A 24,692-nucleotide genomic window follows, 5' to 3' on the forward strand; every position below is an offset into this window, starting at 1 on the left:
ATCATGAAATCCTCTTTTATTTTATTTTTTTGCTGAAATTGTGATGGTAAGGAATATACTTCAAAAAGTTAAGGTTTTTTTTAAGCAAGGACTAAATCCCAAAGAACTGGCAATGAGCATTACCTTTGCCATCATGATAGGGATTTTTCCAATTTATGGAATTACTACAGCAATTCTGACAATCCTGGCCCTTAGGTTGAAATTGAATCTGCCTTTAATGTTGGCAGTAAGTTATATTCTCACTCCGGTACAAATTTTCGGTATTGTTGTTTTTCTTAGAACGGGGGAGTTTTTTTTGGGACTTGAACCTTTGGGCCTCGACTTACAAAGCATCAAAGAAATTTTATCTGCCGGTTTCATTCGAACTTTGCAAGTGCTGTCTGGTTCTTTCATGACTGCAATTTTCGGATGGGTTCTGATTGCTCTTCCTTTTTCATTATTTCTTTATATTTTTTTATTCCAGATTTTTAAAAAATTCAAAATTTGGAGGCTTAGAAAAGAAAGTGAGCAGAATTGATTATATTTAAAATGATATGAAAACTGTAATGAAATTGGCTTTGGTATGCATCATTTGCTTAGCCATAATTATAGTTTTGGTTTATGTATTCACCCTTTAATCCCTCAACATTATGAAAAAGAACATGGGTACTGCGGACAGAATTATCCGTACCATAATTGCAGTTATTGCGGCTTATTTGTATTTCACAGGAACTGTTGCAGGAACCTGGGGAATCGTGCTTTTGGTAGTAGCTATAATTTTTCTTTTGACCAGTTTGGTCAGTTTTTGCCCACTTTATACCCTTGTTGGTCTGAATACCTGTTCCAGCAATAAGCAATGAGCAATCTTGACCTTCCAAAAGCAAGGCAAACTATCTGTAGTTTGCCTTATTTATTTATAAGAGGTTTGTGTTGGGAAAATAATAAATATTAAATTCAAGCAATTCAATTATTTATTATCTCATATTCAAATCAATAAACCCATGAGCAATAATCGCAGAGATTTTCTCAAATTGGCAGGCTTGGGCCTAGTGGGCACAACGCTGCCCAATTTCGCTCAAGCAGAGAGCCATAATCAGGTATTCCAACTCAGCCAAAAGTCACATATCCAACAATTCAATATGAGTGGCTATGCTGCCCCAAAATTGGGAACAGTAAGAATTGGTATTATTGGTTTAGGGCAAAGAGGCCCTGGAGCTGTGGACCGATTGAGTAAAATTGAAGGAGTGGAGATCAAAGCGCTCTGTGATCTTATTCCAGAAAGGGTGGATAAAATGAAGGCTAAATTGGAAAATACCAGGCACAAACCCGAAGGTTATTCAGGAAATGTATATGCATGGAAGAAGTTAGTGGACAGAAATGATTTGGACCTCATTTATATTACCACACCCTGGGATTGGCATACTCCAATGGCTGTATACGCCATGGAAGCGGGAAAGCATGCAGCTGTTGAAGTACCTGCTGCCAAAACATTGGAGGAATGTTGGCAATTGGTAGAAACTTCCGAAAGGACTAAGAAACATTGCATGATGCTGGAAAACTGCTGTTATGATTTTTTTGAATTGATGACCTTGAGCATGAAGAGGGATGGATTCTTTGGGGAAATTGTCCATACAGAGGGGGCTTATATTCATGATCTCCTCTGGTTGAATTTTAAAAAAGATACAGAAGGTGGATATCAGGATATGTGGAGGCTTAAGGAGAATTTCAGGAATGGCAACCTTTACGCTACCCATGGGCTTGGACCGATTTGCCAAATAATGGACATCAATAGGGGGGATCAGATGGATTACTTAACCTCACTTTCTTCCAATGATTTCCATATGGCAAGAACAGCACGTGAATTGGCTGAAACGGATAATTTCTTTGCCCCTTTTGCAGAGAAAAAATATGGTGGAAATATGAATACCACCATTGTAAAGACTAAAAAAGGCCGCTCTATCATGATTCAACATGATGTGACCTCACCAAGGCCTTATTCCAGGCTACATGTTATCAGTGGAACAGAAGGATTTGCACAGAAATATCCTGATCCAAAAGTATCAAAAGGCCATAGCTGGATGAAAGATGAAGAAATGAAAGCCTTGGAAGAAAAATATACCCCGGAAATAGTAAAAAAAGTTGGGGAACTTGCAAAACAGATTGGCGGTCATGGGGGGATGGATTTCATGATGGACTGGAGGTTGATTGATTGTTTGAGAAACGGTCTGCCATTGGATCAGGATGTGTATGATGCTGCGCTTTGGTCAGCTATTTCACCATTGAGCGAGTGGTCTGTAGCCAATAGATCCAATTCCATAGATGTACCTGATTTTACCGGGGGGTCCTGGAAATCCAACAAGCCTGTGGAAATCACCCTGAAGGGTGGGGGAACCACGAAGGTGATTGTATGATATCCCAAACCCTTGAGGTTTTCCCAACCTCAAGGGTTTAAGTATAAACCCTCAAACTGCCTGTATAAGAGCCAAATCTTCGAGGTCTCTAAGACCTCAAAGGTTTACAATTCTTCAAAAGCAGGCTTCATATTATTCCAAAAAGTATCTAATGCAATGATTCTTGGCTTTAAAAATGAAATGATAGCAGGCCAATCATTTTGATCCATTACATTAAGTCCATGGGCCACTTTTTGCACTCTTGAAATTATTCTGTTATGGTCATCATGGACATGCATTTCCCATTTCCAAATTTCATTTGTTTCGCTTTCAAGAATTTTCTTGAATTCCAATAATTGTTCGTAGTAAAGCTGCTGCAATTCAGCATCATTGTGGGTGATTTCTATGCCTATGGAAGCAAAGTTCCGTTCAGCCCTCATTCTAAAATAAATATCTTTGACTCCTGTTTTATAATTCTGCCACTGGGTTTTTCTGCCCTCTGCATTGGGAACAGGCTTCATATACAAGCCAAAAGCAGTCCAGAAATCTTTTCGGATTTTTGAAGTTTCAGCTTTACTGTACATGTTCTAATAGCTTTTTGGACCATCATTGGGAATGACAATGATAAAATCGGCTGTATTTTTTGATTTTTCTTCAAGGACTTGAATATCCTCTTGTTCAACGGTATTGATTGTCATGATCGAGGTCTCCGGATAATCCTTTTGGATATACCAAACTATTCCTTCATAATTATTTGAGTGATAAGAGCCGTTGATGTGCAAAACAGTATTGCCCTTGAGGTGACCATGGAGGGAATAGGCCATGGTAGCATCTTTTACAGCCTGTGCTTCCACCATATAATCCACATTCATTCCTGAACCATGCATCATATCTTTCATACCTACATAACCCGGTAAGCTTTTATCCACTTCAATCGGTAATGGAGGAAAGTAATTTTTGGCATCAGGACCTAAGGATTCTAAAGATCCTAACCCCTCGCGACTGACCAAGGAGGCATATTTTCTTGGAATGTTTGTAGCAAAAAACGGGATACTGTTGTTTTTGGCATAAAGCATTAAGGGCTTATAATCCGTTAAATAATTATTCCAGAGTTTGGACTCGGATTCAAAAGTTTTATCGGTCATTTTTCCCGAAAACCATTCTACTATATTTATTTGGTCATCCCTCTCAAAAAATTCACCTGCCAGGATTACCGGTCTGTTTTGACGGTGAAGTTCTTTCAGCAGCCTCAGTTGAAGCCAGTGGACGATACTGTTGTTGTGTAGTTCCCCAAAAAAGACCAATTCATGTTGGCCTGCACTTTCTGCCATCATTTCAAAACTGACTTCATTGCCTTCTTTATCGAAAATTTTGAAAGCCTGGGTCTGTGAATAGGAATAAAAAATGGATGAACAGCATATGAGAACTGCCAGTAAATATTTAATCATAATCTTCGGGGTAATTTACAGTGACTACAGAATAGTTGACAACACCTCCTAGAGATGGATTGTGTTTTTTGATGGTGATACTCACCGCCTTCAAAAAGGGAAATGCGATTAAAATATCTTTAATGATCAAATGTGCCAAATGCTCCAGTAATTTGACTGGCTCCTGCATGTGGGACTGGGCAATTTTGTACAAACCCACATAGTCAACCGTATGGTCAAGATTATCTTCCAGCATGGCTCTCCGAAAATCTGTATCTACGTGGATATCAACGGTAAAACGGTTGCCTAATTTATTCTCTTCAGAAAACACACCATGATAGGCATGGAATTCTATACCTTCCAATGAAACTTTTCCCATTATCCAATTTGGTCAAAAAAGGAACCCTCTTTATTCGGGTTTTCTAATTTTTCTTTCTGTTCCGTTGATTCTTTGGCTTTTGCCTCTTCTTTTACTTCCTCTTTTGCTCTATTTTCTATGGCTTTTGGAAGTTCTTTTTCTTGGCTTGGGGAAGGGGTTTCAGCTTTTGGCTCTACTGCCTCTACTTTTACTTCCTGTGATTCCGTTGCCTCTTTTTTGATTTCGGCTTTGACTTGCTCGGGTTCATTTCCCTTTTCGGGAAGTGTTGCGGCTTTGGGTTCAACCTTTGCAGTTTCTTTTGTTTTTTTGGGTAAATCCAAAGTTTTGTCAATTTCTTTTACCTCCCTGATTTCGGTGACTTTTTCGAAGACAAAACTTCTTCCTTTACCTGTTTCCTCAGCGATTTCCTGATATGATTTCAGTTTTGATTTTTCTGCACTTTTGATAGCTGAAGAGACACTCTCTTCTATGTCAGCCGAAATCTTTTTGAGGTTTTTGAGGATCAGATCTCTTTGAAGCATTAAAGATTCATACTCTTTAAGAGTTCCGTCAACTTTATGCTGTAACTCTTCGAGAATACTTTTCGCATGGGCTTCAGCAGTTTCCTTGAGGTTTTCAGATTGGTCCTTTGCAGTTCTGACCATTTCATCTGAATTTTTATGGGCCTCTGATAAGATTTCTTCTGCCGTCCGGTTAGCTTCTTCGATTATGGAAGCCCCAGTATCTTCTGCTGTTTTTAAAGTTCTAAATAGGGATTCCTCTACATCTTTCAGTTTTTTGGCTTCTTTTTCACTGATTTCCAGTTTTTTTTCCAATTCGGTTTTTTGCTGAATGATTTTGTCCCATTCATCGGCCAGTTTTTTCAAGAATGAATCTACTTCATCTTTGTCATATCCCCTGAAATTTTTTTCAAAAGACTTTTCTCTAAGTTTTGCTGCTGTGATATCCATGGTCTATTAAATTTCAACATGCCAAATTGATACATTTCTATCGTCACTTACCGATATGATTTGCTGGTTATAACTGCTCCAAAGTACTTTGTTGATGGACGTGGCATGACCTGCATGTCTTGCTTTATCTATTACTTTGAGGAGCTTGAAATTATTGCTGTCCCACACTTTCAGTGATTTGTCCATACTGCAAGTAACAAAATAGTTCCCATCCTCCCTAAAAGATAGGTAATTGATGGCAAACATGTGAGCTACGATGGATTCCTGCAGTGAATAATTTTTTGTTTCCCAAATATTCAGATGTGCATCTCTGCCCCCACTGATCAAAACCGATTTTGTAGGAGAATACCCCAATGCAAAAACAGAATTATTATGGGCTTCAAGGTTGTGAATCGGGGTATGGTCTGCCAAATTAAATATCTTGATAGAATGATCGCTCAAACCTGCAGCAAGCTGCCTTTTCGTAGGATCCACAGCAAACACACGGACACTTTTCTTACTGATTTTAATATGTTTTTTTACTGCCCTTTGTTCAATGTCTATTATGGTAATGATTCCGTCACCTGTACCTACATAAAGTTCATTTCCCACCACCTTAATATCGAAAATAGACTGATCGGTCATTTTAAGAGACCATACTTCTTCTGATTTTTCCAGATCAATTACATGGATTCCTTCAAAATTATGGCCAATGAACAAAAGATTCCTTTCTTTGTCCACCTCTAAGGCATATACAGAATGTGGCACTTTAGCGATTAATTTACCGTCTTTTGGCTTATCAAGATCCCATTCTATCACCATACCATCACCTGATGCAGTATAAAAAAATCTTGGGTCCGGACCTTCTACAATACCATAGATGCAATCATTATGGCCTGTTAGCGTATGTAATTTATTAACTTGGATTTTTAACATAAATTGCATTGATTACCAATCTATCCCAACCGGGCTATGCAAACAAAAATAGAAAAAATAAGTCCTTTATCTGCCTTGGCAGTAAATAATATTGAAGAAGTTTCACAAAACGGTATTGAATTTTTGAGTTTTAGGGAAAAATTATCCTTTGCGAATATTTCAAAAAGCGATAAAAGAAGGGAATGGAAAGGGGCACGGGTGGCCATAAAGTCTGCTATGGACTGCATTTCACTTCCATATCCTGGATTTTTCAAGGATGAACATGGAAAATCCCATCCAATGGACGGATATGGATTTGTTTCCCTTACCCATACGAAAGGAATAGCTGCAGCTATTTTCCATAAAGACATGCCAGTAGGGATTGACCTGGATTTTGTCAGGGAAAAAGTAGTGCGGCTTGGGCCTAAGTTTCTTGATCCCAGTGAGATGGAATTCTTGAATGGAAATCCTGTCCTGTATACAATCGCCTGGTCTGCAAAGGAGTCAATTTTTAAATGTCAGGGGAAAAGAGGTATTAGCCTTAAAAGGAATATTCTATTGGAACCATTTGAAATCCATGATTCTGTTATTAATGGAAAAGTTTACCAGTCTGAATTTTCGGACCATTTTTATAAAGTGAAGGTTGAAATGGATAAAGATATTGTATTGACCTACACCATTTGGTAAAATCTTTGTGGTTATATTTGTTAGATGTTTTAAAAAAGCTGGAAAATGAAAAATTTGATTGCAGTTTTGATTTTGTCTGCCCTTTATTTTTCCACTGCTTTCGGACAGAAGGTGGAGGATTTTAAATTAGTGGATGCGCTATCTGGAAAGGATTTTTTCTTAAGTGACCATAATCAATCAAAAGGGATTGTGCTCATTTTCACGAGTCTTAACTGCCCATTTTCTAAATTATATGAGGAAAGGATTGTCCAATTGCATGATAGCTTTTCAGGCCAAGGATTTGTTTTTGCAATGATCAATCCCCATGTAGCAGTAGAAGAGGAGGAACAGGCTGCACATATAAAAGAAAGAGCAGCTGAAAGAAATATTGCCTTTGCTTTTTTAATGGATGATAAGCAAGTGGTAGCTAAACAGCTTGGGATAACTAAATTACCGGAGGTTGTCTTAATTACCCCGAGTCCAACCGGTCATTCCATAGCCTATCGGGGCGCTATAGATAACAATCCCCAGGTAGCGGCCAATGCAAACATCAAATATTTGGAAAATGCCCTCAATGCTGTTCAGAACAGGAGGAATCCAAGTCCCTCCTCGAGCAGGCCTGTTGGATGCAATTTACGCTCCATAGACCTATAATTTATTTATCAGCGATAGCTAGGAGTTCTTTGATTTCTTCTACTTTATCGACTTCACCAAGTTTTTCAAAGGAAACAATGAGGTTTCTCAAGGTGCGTATGATGATGTCCAGATTGGAACAGGGTTCAAAAAAATCTTCTCTCGGTTCAATTTTCAAGTGCTCCAGATAATTGATGACATCCTGCTTACTGAAAACCAATCCCTTATTGAAGGCATTAATGTAGAATGTAATATCCTTGGTTTTATAAATAAGCACAAATAAATTGGGAAGATTTACCCCATAAATGGGTAAACCCAATTTTTTGGCAACAAGTAAATAAATGGCACAAAGGCTTATCGGATTTCCCTTTTTGGTTTCCAGGACGTTGCTCAACATACTGTTTCCCGGTGAATGAAAATTTTTGGTGTTGGCAGAAAATCGGAGAATGTTGAAAATTACCCCATTAATGATTTTAATTTGTTCGTAAGGAAGTAAATCATTATTAAAAGCCGTCCATACATCAAAATAAATCTGGTGCATGTCTGCATTGAGCTTGTCGAATTCAAGGTCAGGATATTGGTAGGTGTTAATAATCCATAAACCCGTAAGAAGATCCTGATCGGGTGACTTTTTCCATGATTTCAGTCTATCCTTCAATTGGTTGAACTGAAGCCCATGGACCAATTCCTCTATTTCTTTTTGAATTTCCGGATTAAAACTGTTCTCCCATTTTTTTTCCAAAAAAGGAATGATATCGCTGCCCAATGAAATGATTTTGTCACGGACATGGGTTTTTACTTCCATATCGGTGTCATCCAATAAAGAAATCAGTGCTTGTAACTCCTTTTCTGTCAGTTTATCCATTATAACTTTCTAAACCTTAATATACTAAAAATGTGTTTTCAGACATGAAGGTTTGATGTAATTTTCAATTAACTGATTACTAATTGCCAATTTTAAAATTGCCAATAATCCAGTAACAAAATCCTAAACCCAATTCATGGATTTCAAAAGACCGCTTATTTCGAAAAGTTAAACTTTTCTCAAATGTCTTTTCTGATGCATTGGGGTTTGTAAAAAAACTTAATGAAAACCTTAATTCCTTACCTTATTCATTTTTTTCCAATACCAAGAGATGTTTCGCTATGCTCAACATGACGAATGGTCGACATCCAACACCCGACATCCAACATCCACATCCTCCTTCGGACTCAGGTCTAAAGCCCTTAATGAAAACCTTAATTCCTTATCTTATTCATTTTTTTTTTTTCAATACCAAGAGATGTTTCGCTATGCTCAACATGACGAATGGTCGACATCCAACACCCGACATCCAACATCCGACATCCTCCTTCGGACTCAGGTCTAAAGCCCTTAATGAAAACCTTAATTCCTTATCTTATTCATTTTTTTTTTTTTTTTCAATACCAAGAGATGTTTCGCTATGCTCAACATGACGAATGGTCGACATCCAACACCCGACATCCAACATCCCCCTTAAGTCTGAATTACCCCTACATTGAATTTTTCTGTGATGGGGGCATGATTGGCAGCTTCAATTCCCATACTGATGACTTTTCTTGTTTCCAAAGGATCAATAACTCCATCCACCCATAGTCTTGCAGCCGCATAATAAGGACTCAATTCCTCATTGTATTTATCCATGATTTCCTGAAGCAATTGGTTTTCTTCTTCGGAACTGATTTCCTTACCGGATTTTTTAAGGGCAGCCATTTTTATCTGAAGTAGGGTTTTTGCTGCTGAAGCCCCGCTCATCACCGCCATTTGGGAAGTAGGCCAGCTGTATATCCCACGAGGGTCATAGGCTTTGCCACACATGGCATAATTTCCTGCCCCATATGAATTTCCTAAGATAATGGTGAATTTGGGTACAACCGAATTGGCCATGGCATTGACCATTTTTGCACCGTCCTTTATGATGCCCCCGTGTTCAGCTTTGCTCCCAACCATAAAACCTGAAACGTCCTGCAAAAAGACCAAAGGGATTTTTCGCTGATTACAGTTCATGATAAACCGGGCAGCTTTATCCGCAGAATCGGAATAAATTACCCCGCCCATCTGCATTTCTCCCTTTTTTGTTTTTACAATCTTCCTTTGGTTAGCGATAATGCCAACAGCCCATCCATCAATCCGGGCGGTAGCGCAGATCAGGGTTTTCCCATAGTCCTTTTTATATTCATCAATGACTGAGTCATCAACCAACCGATAAATGACCTCATGCATGTCATAAGGCTTTGCCCTGTCCACCGGAAAGATTCCATAGAGCTCAGTTTCCTTTTTTAATGGTTTTTTGGGTTCAGACCTGTTAAATCCGGCATGTTCAGGATCCCCGATTTTTTCGAATATCTTTCTGATGGCATCAAGGCAATCTTTGTCATTGGGAAATTTGTTGTCTGTCACTCCGGAAATTTCACAATGGGTGGTGGCACCTCCTAAGGTTTCATTATCGATGGATTCTCCTATGGCTGCTTTCACCAGATAGGACCCGGCTAAAAAAATTGTACCGGTTTTGTCCACGATCATGGCTTCATCAGACATGATGGGCAGGTAAGCCCCGCCTGCCACACAACTTCCCATTATGGCGGCAACTTGGACTATCCCCATGGAGGACATCTTGGCATTATTTCTGAATTGCCTCCCAAAATGCTCTTTATCAGGAAAAATCTTGTTCTGCATGGGAAGGTATACCCCCGCACTGTCTACCAAATAAATGATGGGAAGTCTGTTTTCCATCGCCACTTCCTGGGCCCTTAAATTTTTTTTAGCAGTCATGGGAAACCAGGCTCCTGCTTTTACGGTGGCATCATTGGCCACAATGACACACATCCTCCCCGACACATAACCAATGCCTGTAATTACTCCTGCAGATGGGCATCCACCTTCTTCCGAATACATGCCATCAGCAGCAAAAGCTCCAATTTCAAGGAATTCCGAATTCCCATCAATGAGATAAGCTATTCTTTCCCTAGCAGTAAGCTTGCCTTTTTCATGTTCTTTGGCTATTCGGGATTTTCCCCCTCCCAGTTTTATGGTCTCCAGTTTTTTTTGAAGGTGAAAAAGTAAATGTTTGATTTGGTCTTCGTTTTTGTTGAACTCTATGTCCATAAAGTTATTTGGGTTTAGTTTTCTCTCATGCTAAAATAAGGTATTCTCCCAAACGTAAAAAATAAATAAACTCTATCATGGAATAATTAGGGTGACATAATCCCTTCAATTACCAAAATAACCTTAAGAGAAGGACTTTATTTCTTTTGGCAATTTTGATCCAGTGTGGATATGATATGCAATTTGGAAAATTGTATTACAATTGAGGAAGTGTTCGATTTGGAAAATCGAATTACATCTTGGCATTCAACCCTATTTGAGCTTGATTATTGACAATTAGTAATTTTAAATCTCCTCAATTTCCTCTTTGTAGGCTTTGATGGAGCGGTAAATGGCTGATGCCAGGTAAGCCTGGCCATCTTTGCTGTTCAAAAATTTTTCCTCGTTGGTATTGGAAATAAATCCCAATTCCACCAGAACAGAAGGCATACTGGTAGTCCATAAAACATAGAATGGTGCCTGCTTTACTCCTCTACTAGAGCGATTGACCCTGCTGGTGAAGTCATTTTCGATTTTTGATGCCAAGGAAATACTATTTGATAAAAAGGCTTTCTGCATCAGATTGAACATCATATAAGATTCAGGGGAAGATGGGTCAAAACCCTCATAATTTTCTTCATAATTATCTTCTAGGAGGATTACCGCATTTTCTCTTTTTACCACATCAAAATTGGATTCAAAGTTTTTGGTACCCATAACAAAAGTTTCAGTTCCATAAACACCTCTATTTCCTGCTGCATTGCAATGAATGGAAATGAACAAATCTGCCCGGTTTCTGTTAGCGATATTAGGTCTTTCCTTTAAATCCAAAAAAACATCTGTTTTTCGCGTGTAGATGACTTCTACCCCAGGAAGATTCTGTTCCACATACTTTCCCACTTGCAAAGCCACAGATAAGGTTATGTCCTTTTCTTTGGAGTAGGAACCAAGAGCGCCGGGATCTTTGCCGCCGTGCCCTGCATCGATAACAACCCGTTTTAGTCTGAATTCCGGGGCTTTAGGTGCGTTTGCAGAAAATCCTGTAAAAAGGAAAAAGGAGGTCAGGAGTGAAATTATGAGAATATTTTTAACTTTAAAGCGTTTCATGCGTGTGAATACTATTAACTTTGCCCGCGTAAAATTTATAAATTTTTAAACAAATAGAAATTATTAAGTGCGTAATACTTGTATCTGTTTGCTTTTATTATCCCTCAATCTTTTGGCTTTGCCAGAAGTTTGTTTTTCCCAACAGAGAAACCAAAGTATTCCTGAGCGAAGAGTTACGGCACCTGATACCATCCTCAACCCCAATGCCCTGACATTTCCCCAATTGGATTCTCTTCAAATTATCAAACAGGATACAGTACCCAAATCAGACACCACAAATGTAGTACCTAAATCTGAAATACAGACTACAATCAATTATTATGCTGAAGATAGTATCATTACGGATTTTACCCAAAACAGGGTTTATTTGTACAGGGAGGCTTGGTTTGAATATGGGAATATCCGATTGGATGCCGACCTGATTGTCATTGATTGGGAAAAAAGTGAACTGTTTGCATCAGGAATTACGGATAGTTTAGGGAATATAACCGGAAACCCCATTTTTAAAGAAGGTTCTACTTCCTATGAAATCCGGAAAGAAATGCGGTATAATTTTAAAACCCAAAAAGCGATCATCAAAGATGTGGTAACCGAACAACAGGATGGTCTATTGAGGGGTCAGACCATCAAGAAGGACAGAGATGGCAGTATTTACCTGGATCATGGGTTTTACACCACTTGTAATCTTGCAGAACCGCATTGGCATATCAACGCGGCGAAAATCAAATCTATTCGTGGGAATCAGGTCGTGACAGGCCCATTTAATTTGTATTTCAATGATATTCCCACACCCTTGGGACTTCCTTTTGGAATCATTCCTGATACCCCTGAAGAAAAAGCATCGGGAATTGTTTTTCCTTCTTATGGTCAGGAAAGGGTAAGGGGATTTTTCCTCAGGAACTTTGGGTATTATTTTGCTTTCAATGATTATGTACATACCAGGCTGACCGGAGATGTCTATTCGCAAGGAGGTTATGGTGCCAAAGCAGCTACCATTTACAAGAAAAGGTATAGGTTTGGCGGCTCATTAAACCTAGATTATCAAAGATTTAAAAGTCCGGAAACAGAGTTGAATCCAGTGGATTACAACACAATTTGGGTGACATGGACACATACACCTGAAACCCGCGGAAATTCCAGATTTTCTGCCTCCGTAAACGCAGGTACCACCAATTATAACAACGTGGTGATCAATCCTACCAGTTTTGTCAATAACGTCAGGTCAGAATTCGCCTCCAATATTTCTTACAGTAAAACTTTCCAAGGTACACCTTTCAGTATGTCTGCCAATCTGAGGCATTCCCAAAATATCCAGACGGATGAGGTAAACCTGATATTGCCGGATATTGCCATCAACATGAACAGGAGGAATCCCTTTCAGAATGTAAAATTTGAACCGCTGAAAACTTTCAATATTGCATGGAACTTCAATCTCCAAAACTCCATCAACAACAGGGTTACCACACCTTTTGGGGTGACCAATCAAGTATTGCAACAAACCCAAGGAGAGACAACCATTCCACAGCCCAATGTCATTCCCTTTAATTTAACCAACCTGCCTTTATTGCTGTCCCAGGCAGATAATGGTGCTAGAAACACCATACCCATCACCTCCAATTTTACTTTATTCAAATATTTTACCGGTACTGCATCTATGAACCTGACGGAATTGTGGTATTTGGAAAAAATCAATTATTTCTATAATCCAGTAGAGGAAAGGGTGGATGGGATCCTTCAAAGTGGTTTTAACCGGGTTAATTTCTATACCACCTCGTTTGCTGTCAATACCAATGTGTATGGATTTTATAATTTTAAGGGAAGTAAGAAAATTGAGGCAATCAGGCATCATATGCAGCCTTCATTTGGTTTAAATTTCACCCCTAATTTTTCCAATCCAAGTTTTGGCTATTACCAGGAAGTTCAGGTGGATAATACCGGCAGAACCCAATTATATTCCAGGCATCAAGGATTTATTTTTGGCGGAGCTCCATTGGGAGAATCCAGGTCCTTAAGTATGAATTTACGTAATGTCGTGGAAGCAAAAATAAAAACCAATAAGGAAGGAGAAGATGCCAGCACCAAGAAAATACCGCTGCTTCAATCCTTGAACCTTTCTACCAATTATAATTTTGCAGCGGATTCATTCAATCTTGCCCCATTAAATTTCAATACCCGTACCTCTTTTTTTGAAGACAAACTTTCTTTGAACATTTCGGGAAATATTGATCCTTATGCCACTTTGACTACTACAAATCCCGAAACAGGTAAAAGTACCACCAGAAGGGTCAATAACTTTGCATGGAAGGCCGGACAGGGTATCGGTACTCTGAGATCTGTTCAAATGAATATCAATGGAAACATCAACCCGAGTAAATCGGGAAGGTCTCCCGGTGAGGTTAGGGAGGACCTGACAAATAACTTCCTTGAGCAAGGGGGAATCATGAATGAATTCGTGGAGAATGAAATCACCCGTGTTGTCAATGACCCATCCCAATATATTGATTGGAATATTCCCTGGAATCTGGGCTTCGGGTATAATATTGCCTACAGCAAATCCCAGTCAGGACAGACCAACATTACCTCCGCCATTAATGTCAATGGGGATGTGAGTATTTCCGAAAAATGGAAAATAAATTTCAGCGGAGGTTTTGATTTTAGGACTGCCCAGATCACCCAAACCATGATCGGTATTGCAAGAGATCTGCATTGCTGGCAGATGAATGTCAATTGGATACCATTTGGACGTTTTACCTCCTATAACTTGGATATCAGGGTCAAGTCCTCTCTGTTGCAGGATTTGAAACTTTCCAGAAGAAGGTCATTCTTTGACCTTTAGTTACCTTACACTTTGATGTAAATTTTCTTTTTGTCCATCCATAGTCCAATAAGCCAGATCAATAGCATATAAGCTATTGAAAAAAGTAGAGAAGCGTCCTTTGGACCCAACCAACTTGTGAAAGCATTTTCATAAATAAAGCCTTTCAATGACTGATTGCCGATATTGATCGAATAGAAAATGGTAATTACTACGCCGGAAAGGACATATAAGATCAAGGGGTTTCTTCCAAAAACCTCAAAAGGATATGTCCAACTTTTCATGTTCCATACCTCAATCAACATAATCAATACAGCCAAAAGAACCAGGTCAAGTCCAACTGTGAGCAATACATAGGAACTGGTCCAAAGTTTCTTGTTGATGGGAAAAGCCATATCCCATACCAAACAAACTATGATCAGCCCAACAGCCCAAAGGATCAGATTTTTTACGGTCTTTGAATTGTTCCCCAATTGTTGGATAAATTTTCCCGCAAAGAATCCGGCAATCACGTTGACAACAGAAGGGAAGGTGCTTAGAATTCCTTCTGGTTCAAAAGGCATACCTTCGCCCATGTATAGGTTTTTAGCTCCAATTAACCATAAATCCAATTTTAAAACTGCATTTCCTTCCAAAGAATAAGGGGCAGAAGCGTCTCCAAAGAAATACATGACACCCCAAAAACCAAGAAGAGCTACTATGCTGTATACGATAGCCCCCCTTTTTCCAAAATAATACAAAATCAAAGATGCTAACATATAGCATAATGCAATTCTTTGTAATACCCCCAAAAGCCTGACATCGGCCCAGTTGATCATGGCATATCCTGTTTCAGGACTGTAATCATAAAAAGGGAATGCATTCAGGCCCCATCCAATCAGGAAAATTAAAGCAGTACGCTTAAATACTTTTTTTAGAAATACCCCCTGACTCATTTTCTCCATTTTTTTCATGCTGAAACTCATGGCATTTCCTACTACAAATAAAAAAGTTGGGAATACCAAATCGGTAATGGTAAACCCATGCCAGGGAGCATGCATAAAGGGGCCATACATGCTGGACCAACTTCCAGGGGTATTGACTACGATCATCAATGCAATGGTAAGACCCCGTAATACATCAAGGGCTAAATATCTTTCCTGAATCGGAACTCCTAAGGTGGATGAGGATGTCATGGGTTGTTTGGGTTGGATTAAATATTCTGTTAAAGAAAGAAACTTTTTTGAAAAATTAAATAATGTTTTGATTAAAAGTTAAGAATTTATCCTAAAGGTTGATTAGAAGTTGAAATTTTATCAGGCCATTTCCTGCATTTTCAGGTTTTTTGATTAAAATACTGTTAATCAATTAATTGTGCGCAGTTTACTTTTAAATGTTTAAAAAATACCTTACATTCATTCTAGTGAATTTTTAATTTCATTTTGATAAAACCTAGTTTTTATGAAAAATAAAAAGGAAAAGGAAACCAAATCTTCAAAAAAAAGGAGTGATCCGAAAAAGCCTGAAAAAGAAATGGGGCAAAAAGCAAAGTTGAAGAAAATCAAGTCACTTTTTGAGTTTAAAAAGAATACACATATTGTTTTTATGGATGATTCTTTTGGAAGGCCAATTGTAGAAGAATTTAATCTCAATAGTAAAGAAGCGATAGCAGGGGATAAGGGTTGGCTGATACAAAGGATAAGGTCAAGAAATGAACTGAACAAAAAGCTGAAGGATTTTACCAAAAAGCAAAGGATCAATAAAAATGTCTTGGATTACTTTGTTGACCTTTCAATTGGATTTGTGGCTGAACTCAATAAATCTGAAATTAAAAAACTTGAAAAAACAGGCTTGATTGCCAAAGATGGCATAGTAGAGAATACTTTGGTCGAGATCAATGGTAGGCCCATCCAACAGGGACGGCCCATCCAACAGGGCAGACCTATACAACAGGGCGATCAGATTATCACTTCTGCTCCCGAATTTCCTTCCTGGTTTTTTGACGAAAATGGAAGAAGCACATGTGGAATCAATCATGTGAGTTCGGGAAACCTTACTGCAAAAACTGGTAGAAAAGCATGGATTTTGGATTCAGGGGTAAATGCACAACATCCCGACCTTCAGACTTGCATTGATTTGAATTTAAGCCGAAGCTTTATCAATGGAAATGACGAAGAAGATAATCCTTTAGTAGACCTGAATGGGCATGGATCACACTTGACCGGATTAGTGGCAGGAAAGGCCTTAAGTGAACAAAGTGTAATGGGTGTAAACGGGGTGGTGCCCGGGGCCCCAGTAGTTTCCCTCAAAGTGATAGATAATGCCGGAAGTAGCAATTGGGGTTTTATAACCATTGCATTGAATTATGTAGTACAGCATGGTAGTTCGGGAGATGTCCTTTTGATGTCTTTCGGGGATTATAACCCTAAAAGAAAATGTGTAAATTTCAATCAAAATATCAGGAACCTATTCTCCACTTTGAGCCAAAACAATTTGAAAGTTGTCATGTCTGCAGGAAATTGTGAATTGGATAACGGTATTTGCAAAACAGGAAGAGAAGCATCCTATAATTTCCCCGGATGCCAAGTAAACGGTAACCTTTTTACGATTGGGGCATTGGATTTTGATTGCCAAACTGTTCAAGGTATCGCAAAGTACTCTTTTAAAGGGGCTCCTGTTAAATACATGGTCCCAGGATCAAATATTTTATCCACTTCAACAGAATCCTTGGAATACGAAATTTATTCAGGTACATCTATGTCAGCAGCGATTTTTGCAGGATTATTGATGGCTGTAGATAGTCCGGCTGATTTTCGTTTGGAGAGCATTATTGAAGGTAATGACGAATATTTTAAACCATTTTTCTGATTTCCCTTATTCTTTGACATTCAGCCGCATGATTTCAACCTCCTTAATGATTTTTTCAGTCAGCATTTTGAATTCAGGGTTATTGTTCATTGGTTGAAAGATCGGGTTATGGGTAGCCATCACCAAATCAAGCCAATGCTTTTCTTTGCTGATTTTCAAATATTTCATGCTGTTATGATAATCCCCTCTAATGGCATAAATTGAGGCCAGATTGAAAGCATGCTCTTCATCCTGCGTACCTGAAATTTCTTCATTGAGATGTTTGGTATAAGCGCCTTCAAGCCAAACTTCGGCTTCAAGGAAGTTTCCTTCCTTGTAAAGTATATATCCAAGATAAATGGGGCTGTTTGCAAAAATATCTGTACCAATATCAGGGTTTATATCCACTGATTTTTTCAAATAATATTTTGCATCTTTTTCTTTTCCACAAAAGAGGGAGATGATTCCTGCGATTTCATAAATTTTTTCATCCTCACCCAGTTCTAAAAGAGGTGAAATCAAAGAAAGTGCTTCTTCGCATTCACCCATGCTGATGTAAGAATAAGCCATTTGTTCATAAGTATCCTTAAAAGTCCTAATTTCAAGGGATCTTTTCAACCATTTTAGTGCCTGGTCATTTTCTCCTAATAGTCTGTAATTCCAACCTACTATCTGGTATGGAATAAAACTTTTGGGATTAAGGCCGGCAGCCTTTTTTTCCCAAATCAATGCTTGGTCTAATCTGCCCATTACCATCAAAACAGAGCCAAGGTTACCCATGGCCTGTGCATTGTTGGGGTTGATGGAAAGGGCTATTCTATTGTATTCCTGGGATTTTTCATAATCCCCGATATAATTATAAGCAACTGCCAATGCTTTGTAAGCTTCAGAAAGATTACTGTCCAGATCCAGCGCTTTTTTACTTGCCATCAAACTGGAATCTATCCAGAACCTTTCCATCCCGAATCGCCCATAATTTTGGCTGTAGGCATCTCCCAATCCTGCCCAAGCCAAGGCAAATTCAGGGTCAATTTCCAGAGATTTTTTGAATTCAATAATGGCTCTTTTATTGAAATCGGCCTCATATTTTTGATAAAAATCCCTTCCCTTGAGGTAAATATCATAAGCGGAAAAGTTTTCAGTAGGTTTTTTATCCAGCTGTAAAATTTCATCCTCTGTCAGGACAATACTCATTTTTTCTGCAATAACCTGGGCAATTTCGCTTTGAACCTGAAAAATATCCATTAAATATTTATCATAAGATTCAGCCCATAAGTTCTTGTTCCTTTCCACATCAATAAGCTGGGTCCTAATTTTAATCCGGTTTTCTATTTTTTGAATACTACCTATGAGGATAAATTGGACTCCCAGGCTTTTTGCAATAGATTTTATAGGCTCTGAACTTTTCTTGTATTCATTGGTGGAGGTTTTGGAAATAACTTTCAATTCGGAAATTTTGGATAATTGGGTAATGATATCCTCGGTTAATCCTTCAATAAAATAATCCTCATTTTCATACTGATTGAGATTTTTAAAAGGAAGTACGGCAATTGATTTTTCATTCCCTCCCAACAATTGATTGACGTAGGTGTCGTAATATGCCCATAATCCCCCCAGAAAAATGCTTAAAAAGATCAAACCCGCAATCATGAGTTTTTTTAGCCTACTTTCCAGAAGTTTCAGGATTTCCCCTCTTTTTGGGACATTTAATCCCCTATTGCAGAGGGCAAAAACCTCCATGGGTTCTTTGATGTTTTTTAGCTTAAACTTGCCTAATGACACCTTATGTAAATTAACTTCCGGATGAATACGGGAGGCAACAGTACCAGAAAACAAGATAGAACCCGGATTGCCAAGTGCCTGTATCCTTGAAGCAATATTTACGGCATCACCAAAAACATCATGTTCTTCCACAATAACTTCTCCACAATGGATGCCTATCCTTAGACTTAACTCCTTAGATTCTAGATAATATTCTTGTAAATCCAAAGCTGCCAAAACCGCATCCCGGCTGTTTTCAAATGAACAAAGTACACCGTCTCCCAGCTCTTTGACAATTATGCCATGGTATTTTTCAATAATTTTTTCATGAAGCTTGGTGTTTTTCTTTACCAATTGAAACGCAATATCCTCATTGGAACCCATTAGGGAGCTGTACCCAACAATATCAGAAAACATGATGGCTGAAAAATTCCGCTTTACCCCATTTTCCATTACCTTAAAATTTGCCCTAACCGGATGCCTTAAACAAATAGGAAAATTATTATTGCTTAAAACCTAAATTATTAATTTTCAATCTCTTAAATCAAGATTGCCAAAATGCTTAACAGTGGGATTTCCCCATTAATTTACAAAAAATCTGGGGATTATTGATTTGTTTTTGTAGTTTATTCGATGATCTCTGCTTTCAAAAATTAATGCAAAAAGGAAATGGTTAAATACGCATGCTATCTGATCTTACTATCACTGGTTTGGGGCTGCTCTTCTCCTATAAAATCGGTTGATATTGATGAAATTTACTTGAATTGGGAGCTTATTACCAATGAGGTAATTCCTGGTCAAAATCATGAGGCAAGATTTACTTTAACCAATAAGAGTAATGCTGAGTTGACACCTGATTGGGAGATTTATTTTAATACCATTTTCCTATCCTTGACTCCCAAAATTACTTCAGGCGATATTTTAATTGAACATTTATCGGGGGATTTTTTTAGAATTAAACCCGGCCCGGAATTCCCTGGTATTGGACCTGGTGAAAGCTTTTCTTTTTCCTATGCTTCTGATAATTTTTTGGTTAAAAACAGTCATGCTCCGCAAGGTTTATATATCGTAAGAAAGGAAAAAAATGAACCTGAAATTATCCGAAATTACCAAGCTAAGACTTTTGCATTACCTGATCTAAAAACATGGGCTGATGATACTTCATTGCCTATACCCACCATTGACTTTTTGTTTGAGGAGAATAAAAACCTGAAATTGTTGTCACAAAATGAATATAGTCCCATTATTCCTACCCCAAAATCTTTGCAGTGGGGCAATAGCCATCAAATTTATTCAGGTGATATAACCATTAACCAATCAGTTTTTGAAAAATCCGGATCTTTTTTAAAAGATCGCTTGCAGGAGCATTACAATGGGAAAGTATCCATAGAAACAAAAAGCGAAGCTACAATTCACATTGAAAAGGCACCTAATGTGCTGGCAAAAGAAGGATATGAATTGGAAATAGGTAATCGAATCATAATTAAGGCAAGCGATGAAAAAGGCGCTTTTTATGGGGTACAATCCTTGCTTGCCCTGATGCCATTGGAATTTTATGCAAGTAAGGTGTCAGAATTTTTATTACCTGAGATCTATATTCAGGATGAACCAAGGTTTGGGTATAGGGGATTGTTTTTGGATGTGGCCAGGAATTTCCAATCCAAGCAGTCCGTGTTGAAACTTTTAGACCTGATGGCTTTTTATAAGCTCAATGTTTTTCATTTCAACCTGGCCAATGATGAAGGTTGGAGAATTGAAATTCCCGGATTACCTGAATTAACCGAAATAGGAAGTAAAAGAGGACATTCCAAAGATGAGGTTGATTTTTTATGGCCATATTACAGTTCAGGTCCTGATAAAGATAATTCTCCAAATGGCTCGGGATTTTATTCTTCAGAAGATTTCATGGAAATTCTACAATATGCCCATGAAAGAAATATCGAAGTGATTCCAGAAATAGGAGTACCTGCACATTCCAGGGCCGCCATTATTTCCATGCGAAAGAGGTTTCACAATAAAATGAAATCCGGGGATGAACAGGGTGCTATGGAATACCTATTGGAGGATTTTGAAGATAAGTCAGAATATTTGTCTGCACAGAATTTTAGAGGGAATGCAATTTGTATTTGCCAGGAATCCGCCTTTAATTTTTATGAAAAAGTAATTGATGAAATTTTGTTGATGTACAAAAAAGCAAATGTTCCTATTAAAACTTTTCATACCGGAGGAGATGAGGTCCCCAAAGGTTCTTGGACGAAATCGCCGGTCTGTGAAAAGTTTATTGCTGAAACAGATGGATTGAATTCCGTACATGATCTTACTGATTATTTTTATTCCAGAATATTTAATATGTTCAATGAAAAAGGACTCCAGACAGCAGGTTGGGAAGAAATTGGCCAAATGGAGGGAAGTGAAAATGGAAAAATGGTTGCCAGGCCTAATCCTGAATTTGCAAACAAAGGTTTTAGAGTTTATGCCTGGAATTCTGTGGCGGGTTGGGGAGGAGAAGATATGGCCTACCAATTGGCCAATGCAGGGTATGAAGTTGTGGTCTGCAACTCTTCAAATATATATTTTGATCTGGCATACAATATGGATCCCGATGAACCTGGCCATCAGTGGTCAGGATATGTAGATTTGAAGACTGCATGGAGGACGGTTCCCATGAACCATTTTGTTTCCAATGAAAGGGACATGTATGGAAGAAAAATTGATATTGATGCTTTATCCATTGGAAAGGAAAAATTAACAGAAAATGGAAAGAAAAATATAAAAGGAATCCAGGGACAATTGTGGACCGAAACCGTAAAAGGACAGGATATGATGGAATATTATCTATTGCCTAAAATGCTTGGATTGGTTGAAAGGGCCTGGGCGGTAGATCCAAATTGGACCTCGATCAGCAATTATGAGGAGAGAATCAAGGCAAGGGAATCAGATTGGAATGCTTTTGCCAATGCGGTGGGACAAAGGGAATTACCAAGGCTTGATTATCTTTTTGGAGGCTTCAATACAAGAATTCCCAAACCAGGTGTAAAAGTGGAGGATGGATTACTCTATGCCAATGTGGAAACTCCGGGACTTTTGATCAGATATACCAAAAATGGGGAAGACCCAGATGAAAAATCCCCAATAATCACCGCTGGATTAGCGATTGAAGGTAAAATAAACCTAAAAGTTTTTACCCCTTCAGGAAGAAGTGGAAACCTAATTGTGGTTAATAAATGAGGTAATTAAATACCATGAAAAAAGGTTTTTGCTTTTACCTGGGAAAAAAGTACGGCATTCATTTTTCTTTTAAATAGGTTTCTAAAGAATGTCTGAATAGGAGGATTCTTTCAATGATTTTTCAACTTATTTTTAAATAAATAAAGAATATCCCATAAATTGAATGCATAAATCATAGCAACTATGAATTCAAGGATATCACTTTTATTTATCCTCATTTTAATTGTCCTTCAATTTTCCTGTAAAAAAACTGAAGAAGGAATCCTGCCGACAAGAGAAGATATTTCAGAGTCAGTTTATGCTTCAGGAATTATCAAGGCTAGATTCCAATATCAGGCCTATACCAATGCAACAGGGACAGTAGAACAGATTTTTTTGGAGGAGGGGGATAGTGTAGATATAGGAACTCCGATTTTGTCCATTCACAATGAAGCAACCCGGCTTAATCGGGAAAGTGCTGAGCTTTCAAGGGCATTTGCTGATAGACAGCTCAATCAGACAAAACTTAAAGATCTGGAACTTAACATTGCCTATGCCAAAACAAAATATGAAAATGATTCCCTGCTTTGGGAGAGGCAAAAAAGATTGAAGAACCAGGGAATTGGAACAAACGTGGAATACGAACAACGGCAACTGGCCTTTGAAAATTCCAAGACTGCTTATCAAGCGGCCAAATTGAGATATCAGGATCTCAAACGGGAAATTGACTTTAATGAGAGGAATGCAGGAAAAAACCTGGCCATTTCAAAGGCCCTGGAAAGTGATCTGGTATTGAAAAGTGAGGTTAAAGGCCGGGTTTATGCTTTGTTGAAAGAAAAAGGAGAAATGGTCAATGCCCAAACAGCATTAGCTGTTTTGGGAAGTTCGGATGATTTTATTTTGGAAATGCAGGTAGATGAATATGACATTGTCAAAGTAAGAAGAGGCCAGAGGATTTTAGTGACCATGGACAGCTATCGGGGAGAAGTATTTGAAGCAGCGGTAAGTAAGGTCAATCCCCTAATGGATGAAAAAAGTAAAAGTTTCACAGTAGAAGGGGTTTTTGTAAAAGAACCTCCAATGCTTTATCCCAACTTAACCTTGGAAGCCAATATCATCATACAATCCAAAGAAAATACACTTACCCTTCCCCGGATTTATATTTTAGATGAAAATAAGGTAATCAATAAAAAAGGGGACACCCTTCCGGTTAAAATAGGTATAAAGGATTTTCAAAAGGTCGAAATATTGGAAGGATTGGATGAAAATATGGAGGTAATTAACCCTGTGAAATGAAATTCAAGCTGATTTTTGAAATAGCCATGGCTCTGATGACAGCCAGGTTAAAACAAACGGTGGTGGCAGCAACCGGGGTTGTATTCAGTATAACCATGTTTGTTGCTTTATTGGGTTTCATGAACGGATTAAATCAATTATTGGACGGTTTGATTCTGAACCGAACCCCCCATGTACGTTTTTACAATGAAGTAAAACCGAACCCGGACCAACCTGTCCAAATTTCAAAGGAATTTCAAAATTTTTACAACATCATCAGGTCGGTGAAACCTGCGGCAAGTAGAACCAGCATATATAATAATGAGGCCGTCTTCAGGACCTTGAAAAATGATCCCAGGGTTTTGGGAGTTGCACCCAAAATATCCACTCAGGTATTCTATAATGTAGGAAATACGGATATTTCAGGGGTGATTGATGGTATTGATGTGGAGGAAGAAAACAGGCTTTTTGCGTTTAGTGATTATGTAATTGAAGGAAACTTCATGGATTTGAAAAATACTTCCAATAGTATAATCCTTGGTAAAGGCGCTGCAGATAGGATGATGGCCTCCATTGGGGATGTAATCCAGGCTACCACCTCCCAGGGAAACAGGGTTCAACTTAAAGTCGTAGGCTACTATCAGTCCGGATTGGGAGATTTGGATAATGTACAAAGTTATGCCTCTATCAATACGACTCAAAAAATGCTGGGGGAGTCCTCCTCCTATGTGACGGATATCAATGTCAAACTTAAAGATTTCAATCAGGCCCCAACCTTGGCCGGGGAATTTCGAGAGATTTTCAAAATTGATGCCGATGACATACAAACTGTCAATGCACAGTTTGAAACCGGTACCCAGGTAAGGAACTTAATCAGTTATGTGGTGGGGGTTACTTTATTGATTGTCTCCGGATTTGGGATATATAATATCCTAAATATGATGATTTATGAAAAGATGGACACCATAGCCATTTTGAAGGCGATAGGTTTTTCAGGAACTGATGTAAAAAATATTTTCATCACCATTGCCATCACCATCGGTGTTGTGGGAGGAGGGATTGGTTTGATTTTTGGATTTTTTGCAGGTCTGGGTATTGAAAAAATTCCATTTGAAACAGAGGCACTGCCTACGATAAAAACATACCCAGTAGATTTTAATCCAAAGTATTACATCATTGGAGGGGCGTTCAGTCTGATTACCACCTATTTCGCAGGTTTTTTACCGGCCAGGAAAGCAAGTGGCGTTGACCCTGTTGATATTATTAGAGGAAAATAG

At 38.4% G+C, this 24,692-nt stretch carries 20 protein-coding genes; 10 read left to right on the forward strand and 10 right to left on the reverse strand.

The features are described 5' to 3' along the window. Nucleotides 1-43 precede the first annotated feature (43 nt). The 3 genes from ACFSKV_RS14815 to ACFSKV_RS14825 all read left to right on the forward strand — a co-directional run bounded on the left by ACFSKV_RS14815 (nucleotide 44) and on the right by ACFSKV_RS14825 (nucleotide 2,390). Nucleotides 44-517, forward strand: coding sequence for a DUF2062 domain-containing protein (locus tag ACFSKV_RS14815; RefSeq protein WP_380804367.1), 474 nt, complete (start codon nucleotides 44-46; stop codon nucleotides 515-517). Nucleotides 518-629: 112 nt separating this feature from the next. After that, a complete protein-coding gene (locus ACFSKV_RS14820; RefSeq protein ID WP_380804370.1) occupies nucleotides 630-839 on the forward strand; it encodes a YgaP family membrane protein in 210 nt (69 codons plus the stop codon). 141 nt (nucleotides 840-980) lie between these two features. After that, nucleotides 981-2,390, forward strand: a complete 1,410-nt coding sequence (locus ACFSKV_RS14825; RefSeq protein WP_380804373.1) for a Gfo/Idh/MocA family protein — start codon at nucleotides 981-983, stop codon at nucleotides 2,388-2,390. Between the two features lie 104 nt (nucleotides 2,391-2,494). Here the strand turns inward: ACFSKV_RS14825 and ACFSKV_RS14830 are convergent, their stop codons facing one another. The 5 genes from ACFSKV_RS14830 to ACFSKV_RS14850 are packed head-to-tail and all read right to left on the reverse strand — an operon-like array spanning nucleotide 2,495 to nucleotide 6,040. Continuing rightward, the gene (locus ACFSKV_RS14830; protein WP_380804375.1) at nucleotides 2,495-2,953 is read right to left on the reverse strand and encodes a DUF4268 domain-containing protein; all 459 of its coding nucleotides are present in this window, start codon (nucleotides 2,951-2,953) and stop codon (nucleotides 2,495-2,497) included. A 3-nt stretch (nucleotides 2,954-2,956) separates the two neighbouring features. Continuing rightward, a complete protein-coding gene (locus tag ACFSKV_RS14835; RefSeq protein ID WP_380804378.1) occupies nucleotides 2,957-3,817 on the reverse strand; it encodes a ChaN family lipoprotein in 861 nt (286 codons plus the stop codon). Further along, entirely contained in the window at nucleotides 3,810-4,175 is a 366-nt protein-coding gene (folB, locus tag ACFSKV_RS14840; RefSeq protein ID WP_380804381.1) for a dihydroneopterin aldolase, read from the reverse strand. The genes ACFSKV_RS14835 and folB overlap by 8 nt, the downstream gene beginning before the upstream one ends. Continuing rightward, the gene (locus ACFSKV_RS14845) at nucleotides 4,175-5,125 is read right to left on the reverse strand and encodes a DivIVA domain-containing protein (RefSeq protein ID WP_380804385.1); all 951 of its coding nucleotides are present in this window, start codon (nucleotides 5,123-5,125) and stop codon (nucleotides 4,175-4,177) included. Before ACFSKV_RS14845 ends, folB begins: the two co-directional genes overlap by 1 nt. 6 nt (nucleotides 5,126-5,131) lie before the next feature. Beyond that, nucleotides 5,132-6,040, reverse strand: coding sequence for a WD40 repeat domain-containing protein (locus ACFSKV_RS14850; RefSeq protein ID WP_380804388.1), 909 nt, complete (start codon nucleotides 6,038-6,040; stop codon nucleotides 5,132-5,134). 36 nt (nucleotides 6,041-6,076) lie between these two features. On the opposite strand from ACFSKV_RS14850, the gene ACFSKV_RS14855 reads away from it, so the two are divergent. Next, complete coding sequence (locus tag ACFSKV_RS14855; RefSeq protein WP_380804390.1) at nucleotides 6,077-6,706, forward strand: 4'-phosphopantetheinyl transferase family protein; 630 nt, start codon at nucleotides 6,077-6,079, stop codon at nucleotides 6,704-6,706. Between the two features lie 45 nt (nucleotides 6,707-6,751). Next, complete coding sequence (locus ACFSKV_RS14860; RefSeq protein WP_380804392.1) at nucleotides 6,752-7,339, forward strand: redoxin domain-containing protein; 588 nt, start codon at nucleotides 6,752-6,754, stop codon at nucleotides 7,337-7,339. A gap of 1 nt (nucleotide 7,340) precedes the next feature. Here the strand turns inward: ACFSKV_RS14860 and ACFSKV_RS14865 are convergent, their stop codons facing one another. The 3 genes from ACFSKV_RS14865 to ACFSKV_RS14875 form a co-directional block, all read right to left on the reverse strand. Beyond that, nucleotides 7,341-8,183, reverse strand: coding sequence for a transglutaminase-like domain-containing protein (locus ACFSKV_RS14865; RefSeq protein ID WP_380804395.1), 843 nt, complete (start codon nucleotides 8,181-8,183; stop codon nucleotides 7,341-7,343). A gap of 633 nt (nucleotides 8,184-8,816) precedes the next feature. Further along, complete coding sequence (locus tag ACFSKV_RS14870; RefSeq protein WP_380804397.1) at nucleotides 8,817-10,445, reverse strand: acyl-CoA carboxylase subunit beta; 1,629 nt, start codon at nucleotides 10,443-10,445, stop codon at nucleotides 8,817-8,819. 285 nt (nucleotides 10,446-10,730) lie between these two features. Next, on the reverse strand, nucleotides 10,731-11,531 hold the full coding sequence (locus ACFSKV_RS14875) for an N-acetylmuramoyl-L-alanine amidase family protein (RefSeq protein ID WP_380804400.1): 801 nt from the start codon (nucleotides 11,529-11,531) through the stop codon (nucleotides 10,731-10,733). A gap of 67 nt (nucleotides 11,532-11,598) precedes the next feature. Here ACFSKV_RS14875 and ACFSKV_RS14880 point away from each other — a divergent pair, with 67 nt between their 5' ends. Next, nucleotides 11,599-14,367, forward strand: a complete 2,769-nt coding sequence (locus tag ACFSKV_RS14880) for a putative LPS assembly protein LptD (RefSeq protein WP_380804402.1) — start codon at nucleotides 11,599-11,601, stop codon at nucleotides 14,365-14,367. 5 nt (nucleotides 14,368-14,372) lie between these two features. Here the strand turns inward: ACFSKV_RS14880 and ACFSKV_RS14885 are convergent, their stop codons facing one another. Next, complete coding sequence (locus ACFSKV_RS14885) at nucleotides 14,373-15,521, reverse strand: acyltransferase family protein (protein WP_380804405.1); 1,149 nt, start codon at nucleotides 15,519-15,521, stop codon at nucleotides 14,373-14,375. Between the two features lie 265 nt (nucleotides 15,522-15,786). Between ACFSKV_RS14885 and ACFSKV_RS14890 the strand changes: the two genes are divergently transcribed. Continuing rightward, nucleotides 15,787-17,193, forward strand: a complete 1,407-nt coding sequence (locus ACFSKV_RS14890) for a S8 family peptidase (RefSeq protein ID WP_380804408.1) — start codon at nucleotides 15,787-15,789, stop codon at nucleotides 17,191-17,193. Nucleotides 17,194-17,199: 6 nt separating this feature from the next. Here ACFSKV_RS14890 and ACFSKV_RS14895 read toward each other — a convergent pair whose 3' ends face one another. Continuing rightward, complete coding sequence (locus ACFSKV_RS14895) at nucleotides 17,200-19,386, reverse strand: adenylate/guanylate cyclase domain-containing protein (protein WP_380804411.1); 2,187 nt, start codon at nucleotides 19,384-19,386, stop codon at nucleotides 17,200-17,202. Nucleotides 19,387-19,602: 216 nt separating this feature from the next. Here ACFSKV_RS14895 and ACFSKV_RS14900 point away from each other — a divergent pair, with 216 nt between their 5' ends. The 3 genes from ACFSKV_RS14900 (at nucleotide 19,603) to ACFSKV_RS14910 (ending at nucleotide 24,692) form a co-directional block, all read left to right on the forward strand. Next, nucleotides 19,603-22,161 (forward strand): family 20 glycosylhydrolase, encoded by a 2,559-nt coding sequence (locus tag ACFSKV_RS14900; protein ID WP_380804414.1) that lies wholly within the window; start codon nucleotides 19,603-19,605, stop codon nucleotides 22,159-22,161. A 183-nt stretch (nucleotides 22,162-22,344) separates the two neighbouring features. Further along, nucleotides 22,345-23,436, forward strand: a complete 1,092-nt coding sequence (locus tag ACFSKV_RS14905; RefSeq protein WP_380804417.1) for an efflux RND transporter periplasmic adaptor subunit — start codon at nucleotides 22,345-22,347, stop codon at nucleotides 23,434-23,436. Beyond that, nucleotides 23,433-24,692: an ABC transporter permease gene (locus ACFSKV_RS14910; protein ID WP_380804420.1), complete on the forward strand. Its 1,260-nt coding sequence runs from the start codon at nucleotides 23,433-23,435 to the stop codon at nucleotides 24,690-24,692. Before ACFSKV_RS14905 ends, ACFSKV_RS14910 begins: the two co-directional genes overlap by 4 nt.

Origin of the sequence: Shivajiella indica (genome assembly GCF_042683085.1) — a bacterium.
Lineage (GTDB): Bacteria > Bacteroidota > Bacteroidia > Cytophagales > Cyclobacteriaceae > Shivajiella > Shivajiella indica.